21 protein-coding genes are annotated in these 23,471 nt (G+C 73.7%); 13 read left to right on the top strand and 8 right to left on the bottom strand.

The features are described 5' to 3' along the window. Positions 1-102: 102 nt before the first annotated feature. A complete protein-coding gene (locus IE286_RS16125; protein WP_189797424.1) occupies positions 103-1,857 on the top strand; it encodes an NAD+ synthase in 1,755 nt (584 codons plus the stop codon). A 199-nt stretch (positions 1,858-2,056) separates the two neighbouring features. Here the strand turns inward: IE286_RS16125 and panB are convergent, their stop codons facing one another. Beyond that, positions 2,057-2,923 (bottom strand): 3-methyl-2-oxobutanoate hydroxymethyltransferase, encoded by an 867-nt coding sequence (gene panB, locus IE286_RS16120; protein ID WP_189797423.1) that lies wholly within the window; start codon positions 2,921-2,923, stop codon positions 2,057-2,059. Between the two features lie 544 nt (positions 2,924-3,467). Between panB and IE286_RS16115 the strand changes: the two genes are divergently transcribed. The 4 genes from IE286_RS16115 to IE286_RS16100 all read left to right on the top strand — a co-directional run bounded on the left by IE286_RS16115 (position 3,468) and on the right by IE286_RS16100 (position 7,800). Further along, complete coding sequence (locus tag IE286_RS16115) at positions 3,468-4,526, top strand: endonuclease/exonuclease/phosphatase family protein (protein ID WP_189797422.1); 1,059 nt, start codon at positions 3,468-3,470, stop codon at positions 4,524-4,526. A gap of 89 nt (positions 4,527-4,615) precedes the next feature. Then, on the top strand, positions 4,616-5,851 hold the full coding sequence (locus tag IE286_RS16110; RefSeq protein WP_189797421.1) for an MFS transporter: 1,236 nt from the start codon (positions 4,616-4,618) through the stop codon (positions 5,849-5,851). A 114-nt stretch (positions 5,852-5,965) separates the two neighbouring features. Continuing rightward, complete coding sequence (locus tag IE286_RS16105) at positions 5,966-6,991, top strand: ATP-binding cassette domain-containing protein (protein WP_189797420.1); 1,026 nt, start codon at positions 5,966-5,968, stop codon at positions 6,989-6,991. Then, on the top strand, positions 6,988-7,800 hold the full coding sequence (locus IE286_RS16100) for an ABC transporter permease (protein WP_189797419.1): 813 nt from the start codon (positions 6,988-6,990) through the stop codon (positions 7,798-7,800). The genes IE286_RS16105 and IE286_RS16100 overlap by 4 nt, the downstream gene beginning before the upstream one ends. A gap of 19 nt (positions 7,801-7,819) precedes the next feature. On the opposite strand, the gene IE286_RS16095 is transcribed toward IE286_RS16100, so the two are convergent. Next, positions 7,820-11,176 (bottom strand): AfsR/SARP family transcriptional regulator, encoded by a 3,357-nt coding sequence (locus tag IE286_RS16095; RefSeq protein WP_189797418.1) that lies wholly within the window; start codon positions 11,174-11,176, stop codon positions 7,820-7,822. A gap of 149 nt (positions 11,177-11,325) precedes the next feature. Here IE286_RS16095 and IE286_RS16090 point away from each other — a divergent pair, with 149 nt between their 5' ends. Beyond that, positions 11,326-12,126, top strand: a complete 801-nt coding sequence (locus IE286_RS16090) for a site-2 protease family protein (protein WP_189797417.1) — start codon at positions 11,326-11,328, stop codon at positions 12,124-12,126. On the opposite strand, the gene IE286_RS16085 is transcribed toward IE286_RS16090, so the two are convergent. Then, positions 12,116-12,301: a hypothetical protein gene (locus IE286_RS16085; protein WP_189797416.1), complete on the bottom strand. Its 186-nt coding sequence runs from the start codon at positions 12,299-12,301 to the stop codon at positions 12,116-12,118. The genes IE286_RS16090 and IE286_RS16085 overlap by 11 nt on opposite strands. Before the next feature lie 109 nt (positions 12,302-12,410). Then, positions 12,411-13,115 (bottom strand): NADPH-dependent F420 reductase, encoded by a 705-nt coding sequence (gene npdG / locus IE286_RS16080; protein ID WP_189797415.1) that lies wholly within the window; start codon positions 13,113-13,115, stop codon positions 12,411-12,413. Positions 13,116-13,256: 141 nt separating this feature from the next. Here npdG and IE286_RS16075 point away from each other — a divergent pair, with 141 nt between their 5' ends. After that, positions 13,257-13,856 carry a hypothetical protein gene (locus IE286_RS16075; RefSeq protein WP_189797414.1) on the top strand — a complete coding sequence of 200 codons (600 nt, stop codon included), beginning with the start codon at positions 13,257-13,259 and terminating at the stop codon, positions 13,854-13,856. A 141-nt stretch (positions 13,857-13,997) separates the two neighbouring features. On the opposite strand, the gene IE286_RS16070 is transcribed toward IE286_RS16075, so the two are convergent. Next, complete coding sequence (locus IE286_RS16070) at positions 13,998-14,237, bottom strand: hypothetical protein (RefSeq protein ID WP_189797413.1); 240 nt, start codon at positions 14,235-14,237, stop codon at positions 13,998-14,000. A gap of 58 nt (positions 14,238-14,295) precedes the next feature. Between IE286_RS16070 and map the strand changes: the two genes are divergently transcribed. The 5 genes from map (at position 14,296) to IE286_RS16045 (ending at position 19,798) form a co-directional block, all read left to right on the top strand. Continuing rightward, on the top strand, positions 14,296-15,153 hold the full coding sequence (gene map, locus IE286_RS16065; protein WP_189797412.1) for a type I methionyl aminopeptidase: 858 nt from the start codon (positions 14,296-14,298) through the stop codon (positions 15,151-15,153). Between the two features lie 371 nt (positions 15,154-15,524). Further along, positions 15,525-16,670, top strand: coding sequence for an iron uptake system protein EfeO (efeO, locus tag IE286_RS16060; protein WP_189797411.1), 1,146 nt, complete (start codon positions 15,525-15,527; stop codon positions 16,668-16,670). 13 nt (positions 16,671-16,683) lie between these two features. Further along, positions 16,684-17,958, top strand: a complete 1,275-nt coding sequence (efeB, locus tag IE286_RS16055; RefSeq protein ID WP_189797410.1) for an iron uptake transporter deferrochelatase/peroxidase subunit — start codon at positions 16,684-16,686, stop codon at positions 17,956-17,958. A gap of 6 nt (positions 17,959-17,964) precedes the next feature. After that, a complete protein-coding gene (gene efeU, locus IE286_RS16050; protein WP_189797409.1) occupies positions 17,965-18,837 on the top strand; it encodes an iron uptake transporter permease EfeU in 873 nt (290 codons plus the stop codon). Then, complete coding sequence (locus tag IE286_RS16045; RefSeq protein ID WP_189797408.1) at positions 18,797-19,798, top strand: SCO2278 family lipoprotein; 1,002 nt, start codon at positions 18,797-18,799, stop codon at positions 19,796-19,798. Before efeU ends, IE286_RS16045 begins: the two co-directional genes overlap by 41 nt. 70 nt (positions 19,799-19,868) lie before the next feature. On the opposite strand, the gene IE286_RS16040 is transcribed toward IE286_RS16045, so the two are convergent. Beyond that, on the bottom strand, positions 19,869-20,606 hold the full coding sequence (locus IE286_RS16040; RefSeq protein ID WP_189797407.1) for a bifunctional DNA primase/polymerase: 738 nt from the start codon (positions 20,604-20,606) through the stop codon (positions 19,869-19,871). Positions 20,607-20,730: 124 nt separating this feature from the next. Then, complete coding sequence (locus tag IE286_RS16035; RefSeq protein WP_189797406.1) at positions 20,731-21,345, bottom strand: TetR/AcrR family transcriptional regulator; 615 nt, start codon at positions 21,343-21,345, stop codon at positions 20,731-20,733. Positions 21,346-21,563: 218 nt separating this feature from the next. On the opposite strand from IE286_RS16035, the gene ddaH reads away from it, so the two are divergent. Beyond that, positions 21,564-22,385: a dimethylargininase gene (ddaH, locus tag IE286_RS16030; RefSeq protein WP_372462493.1), complete on the top strand. Its 822-nt coding sequence runs from the start codon at positions 21,564-21,566 to the stop codon at positions 22,383-22,385. Positions 22,386-22,438: 53 nt separating this feature from the next. Here ddaH and IE286_RS16025 read toward each other — a convergent pair whose 3' ends face one another. Then, a complete protein-coding gene (locus tag IE286_RS16025; protein WP_189797405.1) occupies positions 22,439-23,434 on the bottom strand; it encodes a small ribosomal subunit Rsm22 family protein in 996 nt (331 codons plus the stop codon). Positions 23,435-23,471 lie beyond the last annotated feature (37 nt).

The raw sequence follows: 23,471 nt of genomic DNA, 5'->3' as shown, positions 1-23,471 counted from the left end.
CCCGCGCCTCGCGCCCACGCGGTGTGCGGGGCGCCGGCGGGCGTGGGACGGCCCACACCGCCGGGCCCTAGATCGCGTCGCTCTGACGATTACACTGGCTGCGTGCCTCAACTACGCCTCGCCCTGAACCAGATCGACTCGCGCGTCGGCGACCTCGCCGGAAACGCCGACACGATCGTCCGCTGGACCCGGAAGTCCGCCGAGCGGGGAGCGCACCTCGCGGCGTTCCCGGAGATGGCGCTGACCGGGTATCCCGTCGAGGACCTGGCCCTGAGGTCGTCCTTCGTGGAGGCCTCCCGTGCCGCGCTGCGCGACCTGGCGGCCCGCCTCGCCGCGGAGGGCCTGGGCGAGCTGCCGGTGATCGTCGGCTACCTGGACCGCAGCGAGACCGCCCAGCCGAAGTACGGCATGCCGGCCGGCGCGCCGCAGAACGCGGCGGCGGTGCTGCACCGCGGACAGGTGGTGCTGACCTTCGCCAAGCACCACCTGCCGAACTACGGCGTCTTCGACGAGTTCCGTTACTTCGTGCCCGGCGACACCATGCCCGTGCTGCGGGTGCACGGCGTGGACGTGGCCCTGGCCATCTGCGAGGACCTGTGGCAGGACGGCGGCCGTGTCCCGGCCGCGCGCACCGTCCGCGCGGGCCTGCTGCTGTCGGTCAACGCCTCCCCCTACGAGCGGGAGAAGGACGACACCCGGCTGGAGCTGGTCCGCAAGCGGGCCCAGGAGGCCGGCTGCACCACCGCCTACCTCGCCATGGTCGGCGGCCAGGACGAGCTGGTGTTCGACGGGGACTCGATCGTGGTCTCCGCGGACGGGGAGGTGATCGCCCGGGCCCCGCAGTTCTCCGAGACCTGTGCCGTCCTCGACCTGGACCTGCCGGCCGCGGCGGCCGACGCCCCCACCGGCGTGGTGGACGACGGGCTGCGCGTGGAGCGCGTGGTGCTGTCCGAGGACCCGGTGCCGGCCTACGAGCCGGAGCACACCGGCGGCTACGCCGAGCGGCTGGACGACGACGAGGAGGTCTATTCCGCGCTGGTCGTGGGCCTGCGGGCGTACGTGCGGAAGAACGGCTTCCGGTCGGTGCTGATCGGACTGTCCGGCGGCATCGACTCCTCCCTGGTCGCGGCGATCGCCTGCGACGCGGTGGGCGCGGAGAACGTCTACGGCATCTCGATGCCGTCGAAATACTCCTCGCAGCACTCCAAGGACGACGCGGCCGAGCTGGCGCGGCGCACCGGGCTGCACTTCCGCACCGTCCCGATCGAGCCGATGTTCGACGCGTACATGGGCTCGCTCGGCCTGACCGGCCTGGCGGAGGAGAACCTGCAGTCGCGGCTGCGCGGCACGCTGCTGATGGCCGTCTCCAACCAGGAGGGCCACATCGTCCTCGCCCCCGGCAACAAGTCGGAGCTGGCGGTGGGCTACTCGACGCTGTACGGCGACTCGGTGGGCGCCTACGGCCCGATCAAGGACCTGTACAAGACGTCGGTGTTCCGCCTGGCCGAGTGGCGCAACCGGGTGGCCGCCGAGCGCGGCGAGACCCCGCCGATCCCGGAGAACTCGATCACCAAGCCGCCGAGCGCGGAGCTGCGCCCGGGCCAGGTCGACACCGACTCGCTGCCGGACTACCCGGTGCTCGACGCGATCCTCGACCTCTACGTCGACCACGACAAGGGCGCGGACGAGATCGTGGCCGCCGGTTTCGACCGCGAGCTGGTCGCCCGGACGCTGCGCATGGTCGACAACGCGGAGTACAAGCGCCGCCAGTACCCGCCGGGGACGAAGATCTCGGCCAAGGGCTTCGGCAAGGACCGCCGCATGCCGGTGACCAACGGCTGGCGCGAGCACGGGTAGGGCGGCGACCGCGGCACGCCGTGCACGGAGGGAGCCCCGGCCGACGGGGGACGATCGGCCGGGGCTCCGTGGTGTTTCCGCAGTGGTCTTTGTGGTGTTTCCGCAGTGGTCTTTCGAGCGCGGGGCGCGGTCCCGCGGGGTCCGTCGTCCGTGCCGGCCCGGGCTCGCGGGCTCCGGCCCGGTACGGACCCGACGCGCCCTAGTGGACCGAGTGCTCCTCCAGCGGGAACGTTCCGCCGACGACGTCCTCGGCGTAGGCACGGGCCGCGTCGCCCATGACCTGGCGCAGGTCGGCGTACTTCTTGACGAACTTCGGCACCCGCCCGGCGGTCAGCCCCAGCATGTCCGTCCACACCAGGACCTGCGCGTCCGTGCGGGGCCCGGCGCCGATGCCGACGGTGGGGATGTGCAGCACCCGCGTCACCTCCGCCGCCAGCTCGGCCGGCACCAGCTCCAGCACCACCGCGAAGGCGCCCGCGTCCTGCACGGACTTCGCGTCGCGCAGCAGCTGCTGGGCGGCCTCCTCGCCGCGCCCCTGGACGCGGTAGCCCATGGCGTGCACGGACTGGGGGGTCAGGCCGATGTGGGCCATGACCGGGATGCCGGACTCCACCAGCAGCCGGATCTGCTCGTGCGAGCGCTCGCCGCCCTCCAGCTTCACGGCGCCCACGCCCGCCTCCTTCACCAGGCGGGTGGCCGAGCGCAGCGCCTGCGCCGGGCCCTCCTGGTAGGAGCCGAAGGGCAGGTCGGCCACGATCAGGGCGCGCCGGGTGCCGCGCACGACCGCGGCCGACAGCAGGGCCATCTGGTCGAGGGTGACGGGCACGGTGGTGTCGTAGCCCAGGTGGCAGTTGCCCGCGGAGTCACCGACGAGCAGGACCGGGATGCCGGCCTCGTCGAAGACGGAGGCGGTCATCGCGTCGTAGGCGGTGAGCATCGGCCACTTCTCGCCGCGTTCCTTGGCGAGGGCGATGTCGCGGACGGTGATGCGGCGAGTGCCCTTCCCCCCGTACAGCGCCTTGCTGCCGTCGGAGGGCCTGTTCTGGGCAGCCGGAAGCTGCGTCATGGCAACGGCTCCTTCAGTCATCTCGAGGCGCCCTGACGGCGTCCCCGGACTCGCCTCCATGGTGGCACTTCGTGCCGTGCGGGGCCAGGGGACCCCCGCCGGAAAGCCGCCCGCGGTCCGCAGCTGTGCGGGACCGCAGGCACGCTGACCGGCACGGGTCGCCGAGGGCGTCCCCGTGGCCCGTACCGTCCCGGGGGCGGGCGGCCCCCTGCTGGTGCAGCGTCATGCGCCCGGACGCCGAGCTGCCCGAGGGGCTGTCGAGAGCAGATCGTGGACGCCGTGCTGGAAGGACCGCGGCCCGTCGGACCGTCGTCCCGACCCGTCAGTCCCTCGTCCTGAAGCGGGCGTCGTCCGGCGGAATGTTCGCGTTTCGTCACAGACCATGAAGCACGGGTCCTCTCCGGAACCCCGTACGTCTGCTTGATCGTCCTCGTGCCCGGACAGCCGCCATGCGGCGGCGGAACGAAGCCGGTCATCCCCTAGGGTCGTAACCCACGTCCCCCGTGGGGCGATCGGTGTGCACGGCAGGCAGTGAGGCGACGGTATGGCGCAACAGGCGTATGTGACGGAGACGGCGGACGACGGACCGGGCCCCGGGCGCCGGCAGTCGCGGCTCCGGCGCCTGCTGCACCGCATCGCCCGCGGCTGGCGCGGCGACCGGCGGATCTGGCGCCGCGGCATCGTGCTGGCCGCCCTGGCGGTGGTGCTGTCCCTGGTGCTGGGGCTGCACGCGCACATCCCCAACCGGATCGGCAACCTCGGCTCGCTGGTGGAGACGTTCCTGCCGTGGTTCGGGCTGCTGATCCCCGTGCTGCTCGTCCTGGCGCTGGTGCGCAAGTCGGCGACCGCGCTGATCGCCGTGGTGCTGCCGGTGGCCGCCTGGGTGCACCTGTTCGGCGGGCTGCTGCTGGACCGCACGGCCGCCGGCGGCGATCTGACGGTGGCCACGCACAACGTCAACGCGGACAACCCCGATCCCGCGGGCACCGCCCGCGAGGTGGCCGCCTCCGGCGCCGACGTGCTCGCCCTGGAGGAGCTGAAGCCGTCCGCGGTCCCGGCGTACGAGAAGGCGCTGCGGTCGACGTACACCTACCACTCGGTGCAGGGCACGGTGGGGCTGTGGAGCAAGTATCCGCTCAGCGGGGTGCGGCCGGTCGACATCCGGCTGGGCTGGACGCGGGCCATGCGGGCCACGGTGGACACACCCGAGGGGCCGGTCGCGGTGTACGTCGCCCACATGCCCTCGGTGCGGGTGCGGGCGGACGCCGGGTTCACCGCCGCGCAGCGCGACCAGAGCGCGGACGCGCTGGGCGAGGCGATCGCCGACGAGCGGCTGCCGCGGGTGATCCTCCTCGGCGATCTGAACGGCACCATGAACGACCGCTCGCTCAACGCCGTCACCGCCCAGATGCGCTCCACGCAGGGCGCCGCGGGTGACGGGTTCGGCTTCAGCTGGCCGGCGGCGTTCCCGATGGCCCGGATCGACCAGATCATGGTCCGGGGGGTGGAGCCGGTGAGTTCCTGGACGCTGCCCCGCACGGACAGCGATCACCTTCCGGTGGCCGCGCGTGTGAACGTCACCACACCGGCAACCGGCTCGTAACCTGCTGGAATACCGGACCCGCGAGGCTTTGTTCCGCACCTGAACATAGCCAGCCGCTGGCTGCACGGAACTGTCTCGAAAGGTCCTTCATGCCCCTCGCCCTGCTGGCGCTGGCCGTCGGCGCCTTCGGCATCGGCACGACCGAGTTCGTGATGATGGGCCTGCTGCCCGGTGTCGCGGACGATCTGCACGTCTCGATCCCCACCGCCGGGCATCTGGTCTCGGCGTACGCACTCGGCGTCGTCATCGGCGCCCCGCTGCTGGCCGCGCTGACGGCGCGCATGCCCCGCCGGCGCGTCCTGATGGGCCTGATGGCCCTGTTCGTGGCGGGCAACGCCCTGTCCGCCCTGGCCCCCGGCTACGACTCGCTGCTGGCGGCGCGCTTCGTCAGCGGGCTGCCGCACGGCGCGTTCTTCGGAGTGGGCGCGGTGGTCGCGGCCGGCATGGTGGCGCCGGAGCGCAAGGCGCGCTCGGTGTCGCTGATGTTCCTCGGCCTGACCGTGGCGAACATCGCGGGCGTGCCGGTCGCCACCCTGATGGGCCAGCACCTGGGCTGGCGGGCGACCTTCCTCGCGGTTGCCGTGATCGGCGTGGCCGCGGTCGCCGCGCTCGCGCTGCTCGTCCCCCGCACCCCGGCCCCGGCCGGCGCCCGCGGCCCGCAGCACCCGGAGGCCGGGCTGCGCGGCGAGCTGGCCGCACTGCGCTCGCTGCCGGTGTGGCTGGCGCTGCTGACGACGGTGGCAGGCTTCGGCGCGCTGTTCGCTGCCTACAGCTACATCACGCCGATGCTGACCGACGCCGCCGGGTACGCCGAGTCCAGCGTGACGCTGCTGCTGGCGCTGTTCGGCGTGGGGGCGACGGCCGGCAATCTGCTCGGCGGCCGCCTGGCCGACCGTTCGCTGCGCGGCACCCTGTTCGGCGGGCTGGCGTTCCTGGCGGTGGTGCTCGTGCTGTTCCCGCTGCTGATGCGGACCGAGGTGAGCGCGGCCGCGGCGGTGGCGCTGCTCGGCATGGCGGCCTTCCTCACCGGCTCGCCGTTGCAGCTGATGGTCATGGAGAAGGCCGCCGCGGCTCCGTCGCTGGCGTCCTCGGCGAACCAGGCCGCCTTCAACCTGGCCAACGCCGGCGGCGCCTGGGTCGGCGGTCTCACCCTGGCCGCCGGGTTCGCCGTGACCTCCCCGGCCCTGGCCGGTGCCGCCCTGGCCGTCCTCGGTCTGGCCGTCGCGGCCGTGGCGTACGCGGTGGACCGCCGCGCGGTCACCGCCGGGGCGAGCCGCGTGGTGACCGGCCACGTCCCGGAGGGCTTCACGGCGCTGCGCCGCTGACGCGGGGTGCCGCCGGCGTCCCGCAGGGGGTGTGCCGGCGGGCTGTCGGTGCCCGCCGCCGGCTGTCGGCGGGATGTCGGTGGTTCGTCGGTGACGGGTGACACCGTCACCGGCATGACGCGATACGACGACGACCCCGCCGGCGCACGCCGCGCCGTGACCGTACGGGGGCTGGTCAAGCACTACGGCGAGACCAAGGCGCTGAACGGCGTCGACCTGGACGTGGCCGAGGGCACCGTGATGGGCGTGCTCGGGCCGAACGGCGCCGGCAAGACCACCCTGGTCCGCATCCTGTCCACCCTGCTCGCCCCCGACGCCGGGCGGGCGACCGTCGCCGGCTACGACGTGGTGCGCCAGCCCCGGCAGCTGCGCCGGGTGATCGGGCTGACCGGACAGTACGCCTCCGTGGACGAGAAGCTCTCCGGCCGGGAGAACCTGTACCTGATCGGCCGGCTGCTGGACCTGTCCCGCCGCGAGGCCCGGGCCCGCGCCGACGAGCTGCTGGAGCGGTTCTCGCTCGCCGAGGCGGCCCGGCGCCCGGCGCACACGTACTCCGGCGGCATGCGGCGCCGCCTCGACCTGGCCGCCTCCATGATCGGCCGCCCGGCCGTGCTGTACCTGGACGAGCCCACCACCGGCCTGGACCCGCGCACCCGCAACGAGGTGTGGGACGAGGTCAGATCGATGGTCGGCGAGGGTGTGACCGTGCTGCTGACCACGCAGTACATGGAGGAGGCCGAGCAGCTGGCCTCCGAGCTGACCGTGGTCGACCGCGGCCAGGTCATCGCCCGCGGCGGCATCGAGGAGCTGAAGGCGAAGGTCGGCGGGCGCACCCTGCGGGTGAAGCCGGCCGACCCCCGTGACCTGGCCCCGCTGGCCGCGATGCTCGACGGCCTGGGCATCACCGGCCTGGCCTCCCCGGTCGTGGACGCCGAGGACGGTGTGCTGCGGGTGCCGGTCCTCAGCGACGAGCAGCTGACCGCCGCCATCGGCGCGGTCACCGCGCGGGGCATCACGGTCAGCTCCGTCACCACCGAACTGCCCAGCCTGGACGAGGTGTTCCTGTCCCTGACCGGTCAGCGCGCCGGCCGGACGCAGGACGCCCCGGCCGCCGAGGCCCGCGAGGAGGCCGCCGCATGAGCACCGTCACCGCACACGCCCCCGTCGACGCCCGGATCCCGCTGCGCGGGCATCTGCGGCACACCGGGGCGCTGATCCGCCGGAATCTGCTGTGGATCCGCCAGGACCCGGAGTCGATGTTCGACGCGCTGCTGATGCCGGTCGCCTTCACCCTGCTGTTCGTGTACGTCTTCGGCGGCTCGATCGGCAAGGCGCTGGGCGGCGGTCAGGACGGGTACGTGCAGTACGTCATCCCCGGCATGATCGCGATGATGAGCATGACGCTGTCCCAAGGCGTCGGCACCGGCTTCAGCCAGGACTTCAACAGCGGGGTCATGGACCGCTTCCGGTCGCTGCCCATCGGCCGCGGCTCGGTGCTGTTCGCGAAGATCGCGGTGGAGCTGGCCCGGATGCTGTTCGCCACGACCCTGCTGATGGTCGTCGCCGTCCTGGTCGGCTTCCGCATCACGAACTGGCCCGGGCTCGTCGCGGCCGTGGGGCTGTCCGCCGTGTTCGCCTCGTCGATCATGTGGGTGTTCCTCACGCTGGGCGTGACGCTGAAGAACGCGCAGTCGGTGCAGGCGATGGGCTTCCTGGTGCTGTTCCCGCTGCAGTTCGGCTCGTCGATCTTCGCGCCGACGGCGTCGATGCCGGGCTGGCTGCAGGCCTTCACCGACTACAACCCGCTGTCCACGCTCGCCGACGCCGCCCGGGGCCTGATGGTCGGCGGGCCGGTCGCGCACGGACTGTGGGTGACGCTCGGCTGGTCGGTGGCGCTCACGGCGGTGATGGCGCCCGTGGCGATCCGCGCGTTCCGCACACGGACCTGACGGCGCCGTGTCCCGCCGCTCACAGCAGGGCGGCGGCCTCCTGCACGGACAGGCCGCCGCTCTGCGCGTACGCGTCCCGGTACGCTCGCTCGCCGAGCGCGGCCCGGATCCGCTGCTCCGCCAGGTCACGGCAGTGGCGTTCCACCGTGGAGGGGATGTGCCGGGGCGGCAGCCGCGCGTCGGCGGCGGCGAGGCAGCGGGCGGCGTCCCGGGCACGGGCCTCGCCGCCGAGGCCGGCCAGGGCCAGGGCGCCGATGGTGAGATACACGGAGCACATCTGCGGTGCGACCGTCAGGGCCAGGGGCTCCTGGGCCTCGCGCAGCACCCGCCGGACCTTGTCCAGCGCCTCCTCGTTGCGGCCGTCGAGCGCGTCCAGCCAGGCCGCCATGCCCAGGACGAAACTGTCGAAGACGACGAAGTGGGGCAGGGGGTACTCCTCCTGCAGCCTGCGCAGGTGCTCGCGGGCCTCGGACAGGCGGCCGCGGGTGCTGAGCCAGCCGGCCAGGAACAGCCGGGCGGCGGGCATCGCATCGTCCAGGGCGTGGCTCTGCCCCTCGATCACCTCGCGCAGCAGGCGCTCACCGCGCTCCTCGTGGCCGCCCGCCTCCAGCAGGGCACTGCCGAGCCGGGTGCGCAGCACCGCGACCTGGCCGTGGGAGCCGAGGCGCCGGGCGTGCTCGACGGCCGCCTCGTAGTCGGCGGCCGCCGCCAGGTACTCGCCCCTGCGCTCATGGGCCTCCGCCCGCGCGGAGTGGGCCTCGGCCAGTCCCCAGGCGTCCCCGATGCGGCGGTAGATCTCCAGCGCCTCCTCGGCGTCGCGCACCGCGTCGGCGGCCCGGTCCGCGCGGTTGGCGTACAGGTCCGCGCGCATGCGCAGGGCATTGGCCAGCTCCCACTCGAAGCCGGGCGTGCCGCGGCAGGTGCGCACGCAGGCGTCCAGGATGGCGTGCATCCGGTCGGTGTCGCCCAGCATGAACGCGGCGATGAACCACACCAGGCCGGGGGTGCGGCAGGTCTGCGGCATCCCCGGCTCGTAGACCTCGGAGATGATCTCCAGCCGGCGTCTGGTCCCGGGGGTCTGCCATGTCTCCGGTTCGTACTGCGCGTAGGCCAGACGGGCCAGGTGGACGCCGCGCCGGGCCTCCCGCAGCACCTCGCCGGTCATGGGCGGCGGCGCCGCGATGCACGGCTCCCACACCGGGGCGGCGCGCCGCACCGGCTCGGCGAACGGGTCGGGGCCGAGCGCCACGACCTCGGTGCACCAGGTGCGGGCCTCGATCCGCATGTCCCGCATCTGCCAGTGACAGACGAGCGAGAGCACCAGGCACAGGGCCTCCTGCTCGTCGCGTTCGGTGACCGCGTACCGCAGGGCGGTGCGCAGGTTCTCGTACTCCCGCTCGAAGCGGGCGATGGCCTCGATCTGCCGGTGGGTGCGCAGCAACGGCTCGGTGGTGCGGGCCAGTTCGCGGTAGTACGTCAGGTGGGCCCGCTGGGCCTCGTCGCGTGCGCCGCTCTCGGCGAGCCGCTCGGCCGCGTACTCGGCGACCGTCTCCAGCAGGCGGTAGCGCATCGCGCCGTCGGGTCCCGGGGCGGCCATCACCAGCGACTTGTCGACCAGGGAGCCGAGGGCGTCGAGCGCGGCCGGCCCGCACACGGCCTCGGCGGCGGCCAGGTCGCAGCCGCCGGCGAACACCGACAGCCGGGCCAGCACCTGCCGCTCGTGTTCGTCCAGCAGCTCCCAGGACCAGTCGACCACGGCCCGCAGGGTCTGCTGGCGGGGCAGCACGGTGCGGCTGCCGGAGGTGAGCAGGCGGAAACGGTCGTCGAGCCGGTCGGCGATCTGCCGCGGGGTGAGCAGCCGCAGCCGGGCCGCGGCGAGTTCGATGGCGAGGGGCAGGCCGTCCAGGCGGCGGCAGATCTCGGCGCAGGCCTCGGCGGTGGCGGGGTCGGCGTCGGGCCGGAACCCGGGCCTGACGGCCGCCCCGCGGTCGGCGAGCAGCCGCAGCGCGACCGGTTCGGGCAGCGGGTCCACCGGCCGCAGCACCTCGCCGGGCACGCCGAGCGGTTCCCGGCTGGTGGCGAGGACGGTCAGGTGCGGGCAGCGGGCGAGGAGTTCCGCCACGAGGCGGGCGGCGGCGTCCACCACGTGCTCGCAGTTGTCGAGGAGCAGCAGCATGCGGCGCCGGGCGCAGTGCTCGACGAGCCGTGCGACGGGGTCGTCGTGCCGGTCGGCGACCGCGGCCCGCATCTCCTCCGCGCCCGCGCCGTACAGCACTGTCTCGCGGGCGCCGAGCGCGGTGAGCACTGCCTCCGGCACGGCGGCCGGGTCGTCGACGGGGGCGAGTTCGGCCAGCCACACGCCGTCGCGCGGCGCCGGGTGCAGCGCCTCGGCGGCCTCCTGCGACAGCCGGGTCTTGCCGGAGCCGCCCGGCCCGGTCAGTGTGACCAGGCGGGAGCGGGCGAGGTCGGCGCGGATGGCGTCGATGTCGGCCTCCCGGCCGACGAAGGAGGTCAGCCGGGCGCGGAGGTTGCCGGAGGGCCGCGACCCGGCCGGGGCGCCGTCGCCGGGCCGGGACCGGTCGTCTTGCGTGCCGGCCGCCCGGGACGGGGTCGCGGGCGCCGTGCGGCCCGGCTCCTGCGAAGGCTCCCCGGGGCAGAGCAACTGGGCGTGCAGCTCCTTGAGTTCCGGTCCCGGGTCGGAGCCGAGCCGGTCGGCGAGCAGCCGGCGGACGTCCTCGTAGGCGGCCAGGGCCTGTGCGGTGCGGCCCGCCGCGTGCAAGGCGCGCAGCCGCAGCGCTTGCAGGCCCTCGTCCAGCGGATGCGTTGCGCACAGGGCAGCCAGCTCGGGCAGTGCCTCCTCGGCGTGGCCGAGCGCGAGGGCGGCGCTGAGCCGGGCGCGCCGCGCCTCCAGGCGGCGGGTCTCCCAGCGGGCGGCCTCGGCGCCGCCGTCGGGCAGGTCGGCCAGCGCGGGACCGCGCCACAGCGCCAGGGCTTCGTCGAGGACGGCGGCCGCCCGGGCCGGGTCGCCGCCGGCCAGCGCGCGCATCCCCTCGCGGGCCAGCCGCTCGAAGCGGTGCAGGTCGACGTCGTCGGCGCCGGCGGCCAGCCGGTAGCCGCCCTCGGCGGAGACGACCGCCTCGCCGCCCAGCGCGCGGCGCAGCCGGCCGACCAGGGCCTGCAGCGCGCCGGTGGCGTCGGCGGGCGGCTCGCCGTCCCACACCTCCCGCACAAGGACGGGCACGGGAACGGTCCGGCCGGCCCGCAGGGCGAGCACGGTCAGCAGGGCACGCAGCCGCGCCCCGCCGACCGGGACGGCCGTGCCGTCGGGGTTCAGGGCCTGTGTGGTGCCGAGGATGCGGTAGCGCACGGGGTTCATTGTGTCCGGGGACGCCGCGGCACCGCCGTGCGGTTTCCGCCTCCCGCGCCGGGGCCGCCGGGCCGGGAATGCGGGCCCGGGGCAGGACGCGGGCGGCCCGCCACCGGTACGGTCGTCTTCCCTGCCGCCGACCGTCCGGGAGCCGTGCCATGACCTGTGCCGCCACCCGCTCCGGCGACCGCCGGATCAGTCCCGTGTTCGCCGGGATCCTGGCCGTGGCCGCCGTCGCGGGCTGGGCCGTATGGACCGGGTTCGCCGCGCGGCCCGGCATCGCGGTGTTCCTGTTCGTGACGGCGGCGTGGATCGTCTCGCTGTGCCTGCACGAGTACGCGCACGCCCGCACCGCCCTGCACAGCGGCGACGTCACGGTCGCCGCGAAGGGCTATCTGACGCTGAACCCGCTGAAGTACACGCACGTGTTGCTGAGCGTCGTGCTGCCGGTGGTCTTCCTGCTGCTGGGCGGGATCGGCCTGCCGGGCGGCGCGGTGTTCGTCGAGCACGGCCGGATCCGCGGCCGGCTGCGGCGCAGTCTGGTCTCGGCCGCGGGCCCGCTGACGAACGTGCTGTTCGCCGCGGTGGTCTCGGCGCCGTTCTGGCTGGACGCGCTGGACGGTGTGCCGGCCGCTTTCCGGTTCGCGCTGGCCTTCCTGGCGCTGCTGCAGGTCACCGCGGCGATCCTGAACCTGCTGCCGGTGCCGGGCCTGGACGGCTACGGCGTCGTCGAGCCGTGGCTGCCCGCCGGAATCAGGCGGCAGGTGGCACCGTTCGCGCCGTTCGGTCTGCTGTTCGTCTTCGTGGTGCTGCAGGTGCCGGCGGCCAACGACGTGTTCTTCGGCGCCGTGGACACGGTCCTGGACCACCTGGGGGCCGGCTTGGTCGACCGCTTCTGCGGTCAGGAGCTGTACCGGTTCTGGCAGGAGACGAACGAGTTCTGCGCGGTCAGCCGGTGACCGGGCCGCGCCGCTGTGCACGGCCGCGGCGCACCTGGAACCAGGCCAGGTTGGACGACACGGCCGCGAGCAGGATCCACACGATGCCCAGCCAGTTGCCCTGGACGAACGAGACGACGGCCGCGGCCACGGACAGCACGCAGACGATCAGGGCGTAGAGGGCCAGGCGGGGCATGGGAGTCGGCTCCTGGGACTGCTCGAAGGGTCGGACAGGGACGGCGCGGGCGCCGGAGGTGCCGCGGCACGCATCCGCCGGATCCGCGCCCCCAGTGTCCCCCATCGCCTCACACGTCGGTGACGCGGAGCCCCGCGTGCGCCTTGTAGCGGCGGTTGACCGAGATCAGGTTGGCCACCAGCGCCTCCACCTGGTGGGCGTTGCGCAGCCGGCCGGCGTAGACGCCGCGCATGCCGGGGATGCGTCCGGCGAGCGCCTGGACGATCTCCACGTCGGCGCGCTGCTCTCCGAGGACCATGACGTCGGTGTCGATCTGCTCGATCTCCGGGTCCTGCAGCAGCACCGCCGACAGGTGGTGGAAGGCGGCGGTCACCCGCGACTCGGGCAGCAGCGCGGCGGCCTGCTCGGCGGCGCTGCCCTCCTCCGGCTTGAGCGCGTAGGCGCCCTTCTTGTCGAAGCCGAGCGGGTTGACGCAGTCCACGACGAGCTTGCCGGCCAGCTCGGTGCGCAGGGAGCGGAGGATGTCCGCGTGTCCCTCCCAGGGCACGGCCACGATCACCACGTCGCTGCGGCGGGCGGTCTCGGCGTTGTCGGCGCCCTCGACGCCGTGGCCGACCTCCTCGGCCGCCGCGCGGGCGCGTTCGGCGGCCCGGGAGCCGATGATCACGGGCTGGCCGGCCCGGGCGAACCGGTAGGCCAGGCCCTTGCCCTGCGGGCCGGTCCCGCCGAGCACGCCGACGACCAGGCCGGTCACGTCGGGCAGGTCCCACGGGTCCTTGGCGGGAGCCTTCTGTGCGCTGTCACTAGAGGTCATGCGCCGACTCTACGTCCGCCCGCACACACTCACCCGTCCGAGTGAGGCGCGTCACCAAGGCGTTTCCCCATGTCCCCGGTGCGGGTGTATCGCGTCCGAACTCCCGGACCGGTGCGGCCGGTCGGGGCAGGATGCGCGCCCATGGACGCCGTACGGGTCGCGCTGCTGCGGGACGTGCTCGCCGGGACCGAGTGGCTGGGGGCCACCCGGCACTTCGCGGGCGTGCTGCGCTCCTCGGTGGTGTCGCACGGGGGCGGGCTGCTGCTGGTGGGCACGCCCGCCTACGAACCGTGGCATCTGGCGGCCCACCTCACGGACGAGGCCGCCTGGTCGGGCACCCCGGAGCTGGCCCCGACCCTGGTCCGGCACGGCGCCCGCCCCTCGGACCCGGCGCATCTCGCCGTCGGCCTGGGCCGGCTGGAGGCGGCCCGGCGCGGCGAGACGCTGCTCGTCGTCGCCCCCGACGAACCGGAACCGCTGCTGGGGCGGGTGCACGAGGCCCGCCGGGCGGGTGCGACGGTGCTGGCGCTGGGCTGCGGCCAGGGCGATCTGGCGACGCTGGCGCACGAGACGCTGCCCGTGCCTCAGGGCGCCGAGCTGGATCTGGACACGGTGCAGCACCTGGTGAGCGCGGCAGCCGGCGAGAACCCGCGGTGGGCGCCCCGCGGCCCCGGACGGCTGCGGGACCGCCTGTCCCGGCTGGCGGAGTATCTGACGGCACCGCCACCGCCGCGCTGGTAGCCGTGTGCGGCGGGCCGGGCACCGGCACTTCGGTTGCCGCGCCCGGTCGCGTACGACGTGCGGACGAACGAGCACGCGGTGCGGTCGCGCGAGCAGCGCGCCGCCGCACCGCGCCCGGCCGGCTGACCGGCGGCGCCCCGCTCAGCTGCCCTCGCCGTCGCGGCCGTCGCCGGCGGGTGCGTCGTGCCAGCGCGGGTCGTTCTCCCACTGCAGATTGCGTTCCCGGGCGGTCTCCATGGCCCGCGCCGCCTCCTGCGGGGAGGTGTACGGCCCGAAGCGGTCCTTGGCGGGGCACTCCGGCCCCTCCTCGACCTTCTGGTGCTGCAGGCAGTAGTACCACTCGCCCGGCTTCCCCGCGGTCCGCTTCTTGAACAGGGGCATGACCAGCTCCTCTCGCCACCGACATGGTCCCCCATCCCCGCTGGTTAGACTCGCTGTCATGTCTGGCCAGTCGCTGCTCGTCCCCGGGAAGCTGTCCCCCACCCGCTCCGTGCCCGGCCACATCCGCCGCCCGGAGTACGTCGGCAAGCCCGCGCCGACGCCGTACACGGGACCGGAGGTGCAGACGCCGGAGACCGTCGAGGCGATGCGCATCGCCGGGCGGATCGCCGCGCAGGCGATGGAGGAGGCGGCCCGGCACATCGCCCCGGGCGTGACCACCGACGAGCTGGACCGGGTGGCGCACGAGTACCTGTGCGACCACGGCGCCTACCCCTCCACGCTCGGCTACCGCGGCTTCCCCAAGTCGCTGTGCACCTCGATCAACGAGGTGATCTGCCACGGCATCCCGGACTCGACGGTGCTGCGCGACGGCGACATCGTCAACCTCGACGTGACCGCGTACATCGGCGGCGTGCACGGCGACACCAACGCCACCTATCTCGTCGGCGACGTGGACGAGGAGAGCCGGCTGCTGGTGGAGCGCACCCGGGAGGCGCTGAGCCGCGCGATCAAGGCAGTCAAGCCGGGCCGGCAGATCAATGTCATCGGCCGGGTCATCGAGTCCTACGCCAAGCGCTTCGGCTACGGCGTGGTCCGCGACTTCACCGGCCACGGCATCAACGCGTCGTTCCACTCGGGCCTGATCATCCCCCACTACGACAGCCCGCACGCCACCACGGTCATGCGCCCCGGCATGACCTTCACCATCGAACCGATGCTGACCCTGGGCACCATCGAGTACGACGTGTGGGACGACGGCTGGACCGTGGTCACCAAGGACCGCAAGCGCACGGCCCAGTTCGAGCACACCCTGGTGGTGACCGACACCGGCGCCGACATCCTGACCCTGCCGTAACGGCCCGTACCGCCGGCCTTACGGAACGGCTCGCACCCGCTGCCGCGGTACCGCTCGTGCACGAGCGGTACCGCGGCGGTCTGTCGTCTCCGGCGCCCCGGGCCGCCCGGAGTCACGTCCGCCCTCGCCCTGCTCCCCGCTGCCCGCTCCCTGCAACGCACCGTCACCCGTCGGAGAGCGCGCGCCGAACAGCACGCGCAGCGGTGAACAGCACGCGCCCCTTGTCCGTACCGCCGAGTGGCGTTCCGCGAGCGACGGAAGTTCCGCTCCCCTCTGAGAGATGCATCACCCTACGCGGGGGTACGCCCGGCTCTGAGGTAAGTTAGGCCAGCCTTACCAAACGAAGATTTCGGTTCATCCCAGGAGCCTGTATGCGAGCCGGCCCATTCTCCGTCGCTGCCGTCGTCACTGCGGCCGCTCTGACCTCCCTGACGGCCTGCACCGCCAAGAGCGACGCCGGCGACGGCGACGCCATACAGGTGACCGCGGCCGACTCGACCTGCAAGACCTCCGTTTCGTCCGTCCCGGCCGGCCAGGTCACGCTGAACATCGAGAACAAGGGCACGAAGGCGACCGAGGTGGAGATCCTCTTCCCGGACGACCGGATCGTCTCGGAGAAGGAGAACATCGGCCCGGGCACCCGCTACACGCTGACCGCCGAGATCAAGGCCGGCTCGTACGAGATCGCCTGTCGGCCGGGGATGAAGGGGCACGGCGTGCGGCAGAAGCTCACCGTGACCGGCTCGGGCGCCACGCCCGAGCGCGACCCGAAGCTGGACCAGGCCGTCGCCCAGTACCGCCAGTACGCGCAGGACCAGGCCGACCAGACGCTGCCGCGGGCGGAGGCCTTCGCGAAGGCGATCGAGGCCGGCGACCTGGACGCGGCGAAGAAGGCCTACGCCCCCTCCCGGCTCGGCTGGGAGCGCACCGAGCCGGTCGCCGAGTCCTTCGGCGACATCGACCCGAAGGTCGACACCCGCGCCGACGGCCTGGAGCAGGGCCAGAAGTGGACCGGCTGGCACCGGCTGGAGAAGGCCCTGTGGCAGGACAAGAAGATCGGCCCCGAGGAGAAGACCCTCGCCGCCCAGCTGGTCACCGACCTGAAGGACTGGCAGAAGCGGGTCGGCACCGCCGAGATCACCCCGACCTCCATGGCCAACGGCGCCAAGGAACTCCTCGACGAGGTCGCCACCGGCAAGGTCACCGGTGAGGAGGACCGCTACTCCCACACCGACCTGGTCGACTTCAAGGGCAACGTGGAGGGCGCGCAGAAGGCCTACGAGCTGCTCAAGCCGGTGGCCTCGCGGAAGGACCCGTCCCTGACCAAGGACCTGGACAAGCAGTTCACCGCGCTGAACGCGCTGCTCGACACGTACCGCACCGACCCGTCGGACGCCTCCTCCTACGACTTCGTCTCCTACGACAAGGTCGGCCAGGTGCAGCGCAAGCAGCTGTCGGACGCGGTGAACGCGCTCGCCGAGCCGCTGTCCCGGCTCGCGGCCGCCGTCGTGAAGTGAGCAAGGACGACCGATGACACAGACGGACCGGACCAACGAGACGGCACGGGGCGCTGCCGCGCCCTCTCGTCGCGCACTGCTGGGCTGGGGCGGTGCCGGGCTCGCGCTCGGCGCGGTCGCGGCCGGCGGCGCGGTCGCGGCGGCCACCGGCGGCGGGTACGAGGCGAGCCCCGAGGCGGGCGCGGTGGAGTTCCACGGCGCGCATCAGGCGGGCATCGCCACCCCCGTGCAGGACCGGCTGCACTTCGCCGCCTTCGACGTGACGACCGACGACCGCGGCGAGTTCGTGCGGCTGCTGAAGGACTGGACGGCCGCCGCGCGCCGGATGACCGCCGGCAAGGCGGTCGGTGACGGCGCCTGGGGCGGGCCGGCCGAGGCGCCGCCGGACGACACCGGTGAGGCGCTGGGCCTGCCGCCGTCGCGGCTGACGCTGACCATCGGCTTCGGGCCGTCGCTGTTCGACAAGTTCGGCCTGCGCGGCCGGCGTCCGGCCGCCCTGGTGGATCTGCCGCGGTTCCCCGGCGACGACCTCGACCCCTCGCGCAGCGGCGGCGACCTGTGCATCCAGGCCTGCGCGGACGACCCGCAGGTCGCGGTGCACGCCGTGCGGAACCTGGCGCGCATCGGGTTCGGCACGGTCGCCGTCCGCTGGTCCCAGCTCGGGTTCGGCAAGACGTCCTCGACGACGCCCGGCTCGCAGACGCCGCGCAACCTCTTCGGGTTCAAGGACGGCACCGACAACATCGCGGGCGACGAGACGGACCGGCTGAACCAGCACGTGTGGGTCGCGGCGGGCGACGGCAGCGCGAAGGACGCCTGGATGGCGGGCGGTTCGTACCTGGTGGCGCGGCGCATCCGCATGCACATCGAGATCTGGGACCGCACCTCGCTGCAGGAGCAGGAGGACGTCTTCGGCCGGGACAAGAAGGAGGGCGCGCCGGTCGGCAAGGCCAAGGAGCACGACAAGCCGTTCCTGCCGGCGATGAAGCCCACCGCGCACGTCCGGCTCGCGCACCCCGACTCCAACGGCGGCATCACGATTCTGCGCCGGGGCTACTCCTTCACCGACGGCACCGACGGTCTGGGCCGGCTGGACGCGGGGCTGTTCTTCCTGGCCTACCAGCGCGATCCGCGCACCGGGTTCATCCCGCTGCAGCGCAAGCTGTCCGCGCACGACGCGCTCAACGAGTACATCCAGCACGTGGGTTCGGCGGTCTTCGCGATCCCGCCCGGCGTCCGTGACGCGGACGACTGGTGGGGGCGCACCCTGCTGTCCGAGGAGGCGTAGGTTTTCGTGTTCTCCAACTACCTGATCGGTCTGCGCGAGGGGCTGGAGGCCGGCCTCGTCGTGTGCATCCTGATCGCCTACCTGGTCAAGACCGGCCGCAGGGACGCCCTGAAGCCCATCTGGAGTGGCATCGGCCTGGCGGTCGCCCTCGCCATGGGCTTCGGCTGCGTGCTGGAGTTCGGCTCGCAGGAGCTGACCTTCCAGGCGCAGGAGGGGCTCGGCGGCTCCCTGTCCATCCTGGCCGTCGGCCTGGTGACCTGGATGGTGTTCTGGATGCGGCGCACCGCCCGGCATCTGAAGTCCGAGCTGCACGGCAAGCTGGACCAGGCGCTGGCGATGGGCACGGGCGCGCTGGTGGTCACCGCGTTCCTCGCGGTGGGCCGCGAGGGCCTGGAGACCGCGCTGTTCGTGTGGGCGTCGGTGCACGCGGCCTCCGACGGCACCCCGCGCCCGCTGATCGGCGTGGCGCTGGGCCTGGCCACCGCGGTCCTGCTGGGCTGGCTGTTCTACCGGGGCGCGCTGAGGATCAACCTGTCGAAGTTCTTCACCTGGACCGGCGCGATGCTGGTCGTGGTCGCGGCCGGCGTGCTCGCCTACGGCTTCCACGACCTGCAGGAGGCCGGCATCCTGCCGGGCCTGACGCACCTGGCCTTCGACATCAGCTCCGTCGTCCCGCCGGACAGCTGGTACGGCACCCTGCTGAAGGGCGTGCTGAACTTCCAGCCCGACCCGACCGTCCTCCAGGTCACGGTGTGGCTGCTGTACCTGGTCCCCACGTTCACGCTCTTCTTCGCCCCGGTAGGGTTCGCCTCCGGGAAGGGGAAGGTGACGGTAGCTGATGAGCAGGGTTCGCAGCCCTCGCAGGCTTCGCAGGCTTGAACGGACGGTTCTGACGGCGGCGTTGACGGCCGCGCTGGCGACGACGGCGAGCGGATGCGTGGTGGTGCACGGCGAACGCGTCGTGCTCCCGGCCACCACACAGGCCGAGGCGGCGAAGGCGCTCCAGGAGTTCACGGACGCGTACAACAAGGCCGACCAGACGTACGACCGTGCTGAGGACGCGGACTACGTCACCGGCGCCCTGGGCGCGATCGACGCGGCGCGGCTGAAGGCCGGGCACATCAACAGCCCGGACGGCAACAGCGCGCACACCCCGCTGCGGTTCACGGACGTCACGTACACGATCCCGAAGAAGGCCGGCTGGCCGCGCTGGTTCGTCGCCGACGCCCGGGGCAACAAGGGCGGCGACGTGCGCTGGCTGATGGTGTTCGTCCGTCACGACCTGAACGAGACGTGGCAGGTGGCGTATCTGACGCTGGTCGAGCCCGGCGCCGTGCCCGAGTTCGCGAAGGACAAGGACGGCTGGGCCGAGCCGGTGCCCGCCGACTCCGCGTCGCTGGCCGTGCCGCCCGCCGACCTGAGCGAGAACTACGCGACGTACCTGGAGAAGGGCGGCAGCGGCTTCGCGGCCGGCCCGCACACCTCCGACTGGCGCAAGGAGCGCGCCAAGAACGCGGTGAAGCCGGGGCTGGCCACCCAGTACATCGACCAGCCGCTGACCGACGGCGACTACGCCCCGCTGGCGCTGCGCACCGCGGACGGCGGCGCGCTGGTGTTCTTCACCACGCACCACTTCCAGAAGCAGACCGCGGCGCCGAACGCCTCCGTGCCGGTCCCCAACAGGAACGTCCGGGCTCTGACCAAGGGTGAGATCAAGCAGACCCTCACCATGGAGTTCGTCTCCAACCAGGTGGCGCTCGACCCCGCGGGCGACGCGGCGAAGAAGCAGGTCTCGGTGATCGGCCGGGTCCAGGGCATGACGTCGGCGCAGGGCGGCTGAGTCCGCGGGGATCCCGGTCGACCGGGTGGCGGGTGCGCGCGCCGTGTCCCGCCCGCCCTCCGTGGTCGTCTCAGTGGTTGAGGGGCCAGGCGCCCACCTGGCCGGGCTCCTCGCCGGCGTGGCGGGCGCACGCGTCGGTGAGGGCCTCCAGCAGGCTCAGCGGGTCGGGCAGCGCGTGCTCCGGGCCGCGCACCCAGCGCACCGAGCGGCCGTCGTCGCCGGACAGCCGGGCCGGCGGGACGAGGACGTAGGAGCCGCGGCAGTGCCAGCGCAGTCCCGGATGCTCGTCCATGGTCTCCGGGTGGCAGTCCAGGTCGCAGGGCCACCACTCGTCCTCGTCCTCGGGGGTGCCGCGGGTGAGGGTGAAGAACAGCATGCGTCCGTCGTCGCTCTCGGCGACCGGTCCGACGTCCGCACCGTCGGCGAGCAACCGCTCCAGGGCCTCCTGGCCGGCCGCCAGCGGTACGTCCAGCACGTCGTGCACCATGCCGGTGGCGGTGATGAAGTTGGCCTCCGGCTGGTGCCGGGCCCAGCGTTCGATCTGGGCGCGGTCGGTCGTGGACTGGGTCTGCCAGGCGAACGACACCGGGTGCCGGGCGGGCATGGGACAGCCCACGCGGTCGCAGGAACAGCCGTAGCCGGGTCCCGGGTGCGCGGCGGGCGCGAGCGGCATGCCCGCGGCGGCGACGGCGAGCAGCAGGGCCTCGCGGTCCGGGTCCGGGGCGGCGGCCTGCTTCGGCCGGCGTCCGCGCAACCACTGGGAGAGTTTGCCCTGCAGGCCGGTGCGGCCGCCGAAGTCCGCGCTCATCTATCCCCTCGCCTCGCTGGTGTGGACAGCACGCTCCATGGTCCCACCATCCTGAGCTTCCGGTGACCGCGCCCCGCATCCGGGGGCCGGTGAGGCCGGTGGTGCGCGGTGGCCGGCGGCCCGGTCAGCGCGGCGCCAGCCCGTGCAGGGCGTAGTCGACGAGGGTGTCTGTGTACTCGTGAGTGATGGGCCCGGTGTGCTGCAGCCAGCGCTGGGCGAGCGGGGAGACGAACAGTTCCAGCGCGATGCGCGGGTCGACGTCGGCGCGGACCTGCCCGGCCTGCTGGGCTGCCCGCAGGCGGCGCACGTACAGCTGCAGCTGCGGTTCGAGCAGCTTGGCCACGACCGTGCGGCCGAGCTGTTCGTCGACCAGCCCTTCGGCGGCCAGGGCCCGGGAGGGCGCGGCGAAGCGCGGGTCGAGCAGCTGGTCGACGGTGGCGCGCAGCACGGCCTTCAGGTCGGCGGCGACGTCGCCGGTGTCGGGGATCTCGTACGGCACGGTGCCGGCCTGCCGGGCGTACTGCTCGGCGAGGTCGAGGAAGGCCTCCAGCAGCACCTCGGCCTTCGACGGCCACCAGCGGTAGATCGTCTGCTTGCCCACACCGGCCCGGGCGGCGATGCCCTCGATCGTGGTCTTAGGGTAACCGGCCTCGGCGACCAGCGCGAGGGCCGCCTCGTGGATCGCGCGCCGGGCCCGCTCGCTGCGGCGCGTGGCGTCGGGGGCGGACTTGTTGACCATGGGGCCGACGGTAGCAGGAGGGTGAGACGCTCCGTCTCGCCGTGCGGTGCCCACCGGGCCGGGCGGCCGCGACGTCCCCGCCGCTCACCCGGACGGACGATGCCGGGCCCCTCGGCCCGCGCGCGGCCGCCGCCCCGGACGCACCATGGGCTCCAAGCAGCCCCCGGGACACACCCCGGGGTCGGTCACGCAGCACCGCGGTACCCGAGGAGCCCGCCTTGGCCCCAGCCCGCCGCGCCACACCCCGGCGCTATCTGATGTGCCCGCCCGTGCACTTCGATGCGGCCTGCGCCGCCGACCCGTGGACCGTCCGGGACGGTGCGGCCGACGCCGCTCTGGCCCTGGCCCAGTGGGAGAAACTCCGCGAGGTGTACCGGTCGCTCGGGCACACCGTGGAGGAGCTGCCGCCCGACCCGGCGCTGCCCGGCATGGTGTTCACCGCGAACGGTGCGACGGTGGTGGACGGGCGGGTGTTCGGCGCCCGGTTCGCCGACCCGCGGTGGGAGCCGGAGGCCGAACTCCATCTGGAGTGGCTGGCCGCACGCGGCTTCTCCCGCCTGCACATGCCGGTGCACATCAACGAGGGCGAGAGCGACCTCGCGGTCACCGGCTCCTGGCTGCTGGCCGGGCACGGCTTCCGGACGAACCCGCTCGCGCACGGCGAGGCCCAGGAGTTCTTCGGCCGGCCGGTGATCAGTGTGCAGCTGGCCGACCGCCGCTTCCCCCGGCTCGGCCTGGCGCTGGCCGTCCTGGACGACACGGCCGACGAGATCGCGTACTACCCGCCCGCCTTCTCCCCGGGCAGCCGGGAGGTGCTGCGGCAGCTGTTCCCGGACGCCCTGACCGTCACCGAGGAGGACGCGGCCGCCTTCGGTCTGAACGCGGTCAGTGACGGTCTGCACGTGGTGCTGCCGCAGACGGCCACCGGACTGTACGGCCCGCTGCGCGAGCGCGGTTTCGAACCGGTCGGCGTCGATCTGAGCGAGCTGCACAAGGGCGGCGGCAGCGTGAAGTGCTGCTCGCTGGAACTGCGCGGCTGACACGGCCGCGCACGACGCGGACACCCGAGCGGATCACCTCGCGGCGCCGGCCCTCACCGGATGGTGCCGTCCGGCGGCCAGGCGTCACCCCAGTGCGCGTCCCGCGCGGCCCGGTACCGCTCGCCGTGCCGCTTGGTCACCGTAAAGCGGCTCAGCCGCTCACCGGCCTCGCACAGGTCGAGCAGCACCTGTCCCTTGCGGATCTGCGGCTTGCGCACCACCCGGGCGGCCGCGGGGGTCACCGGGAGCCGGGTGGCGGCGACGTAGCTGAACTTCTCGTCCTCGTACGGCAGCGAGCCGCCCTTGACCTGCCGGTGCAGGGAGGACCTGCTGACCCGGGCGGCGAAGTGGCACCAGTCGGTTCCGGGCGCGATCGGGCAGGCGCCGCTGTGCGGGCAGGGCGCGGCCACCTGGAATCCGGCCGCGATCAGCCGGTCCCGGGCGGCCAGGACGCGGGCGTACCCGTCGGGTGTGCCCGGCTCGACGATCACGACGGCGTGGGCGGCGGCCGCGGCCGCGTCGGTCACGGCGGCCCGGTCGGCCTCGGTCAGCTCACCGAGCACATAGGAGACGGTGACAAGGTCGGCGGCGTCCAGAGTGAGCGCGGCACCGATCCGGGCGCGCCGCCACCGGGCCGCGCGCAGGCCGGGGTGGGCGGAGGCGATCTCCCGTCCGAGGGCGAGGGCGGGCTCGGCCCAGTCGAGCACGGTCACCGGCCGCTTTCCGTCCCAAGTGGCGGCGACGGCCCAGGTCGCGGCCCCCGTGCCGCCCCCGACATCGACATGGCTGCCCGGCGTCCAGCCGGGCACGGCGGCGGCGAACGCCGCGAGCGCGGAGCGCACCGCCTCGAAGGTCGCGGGCATCCGGTACGCGGCGTAGGCGGCCACGTCCGCGCGGTCCCGCAGGATCGGCGCGTCGGTCGGGGTGCTCCCCCGGTAGTGCGCGATCAGCCGCTCCACGGCGCCCGCGGCCTGCCTCGGCGGCAGCCCGTCGAGCAGTCCGGCGAGCGCGGCGCGCAGGGTCTCCGCCGGGGCCACAAGCTCGTTCACCGGACGATTCTCTCAGCCCCGCCGGGGTGCCCCGGAC

Source organism: Streptomyces thermodiastaticus, from assembly GCF_014656135.1.
GTDB lineage: Bacteria > Actinomycetota > Actinomycetes > Streptomycetales > Streptomycetaceae > Streptomyces > Streptomyces thermodiastaticus.
This window is presented reverse-complemented; position numbering and strand designations above follow the sequence as displayed.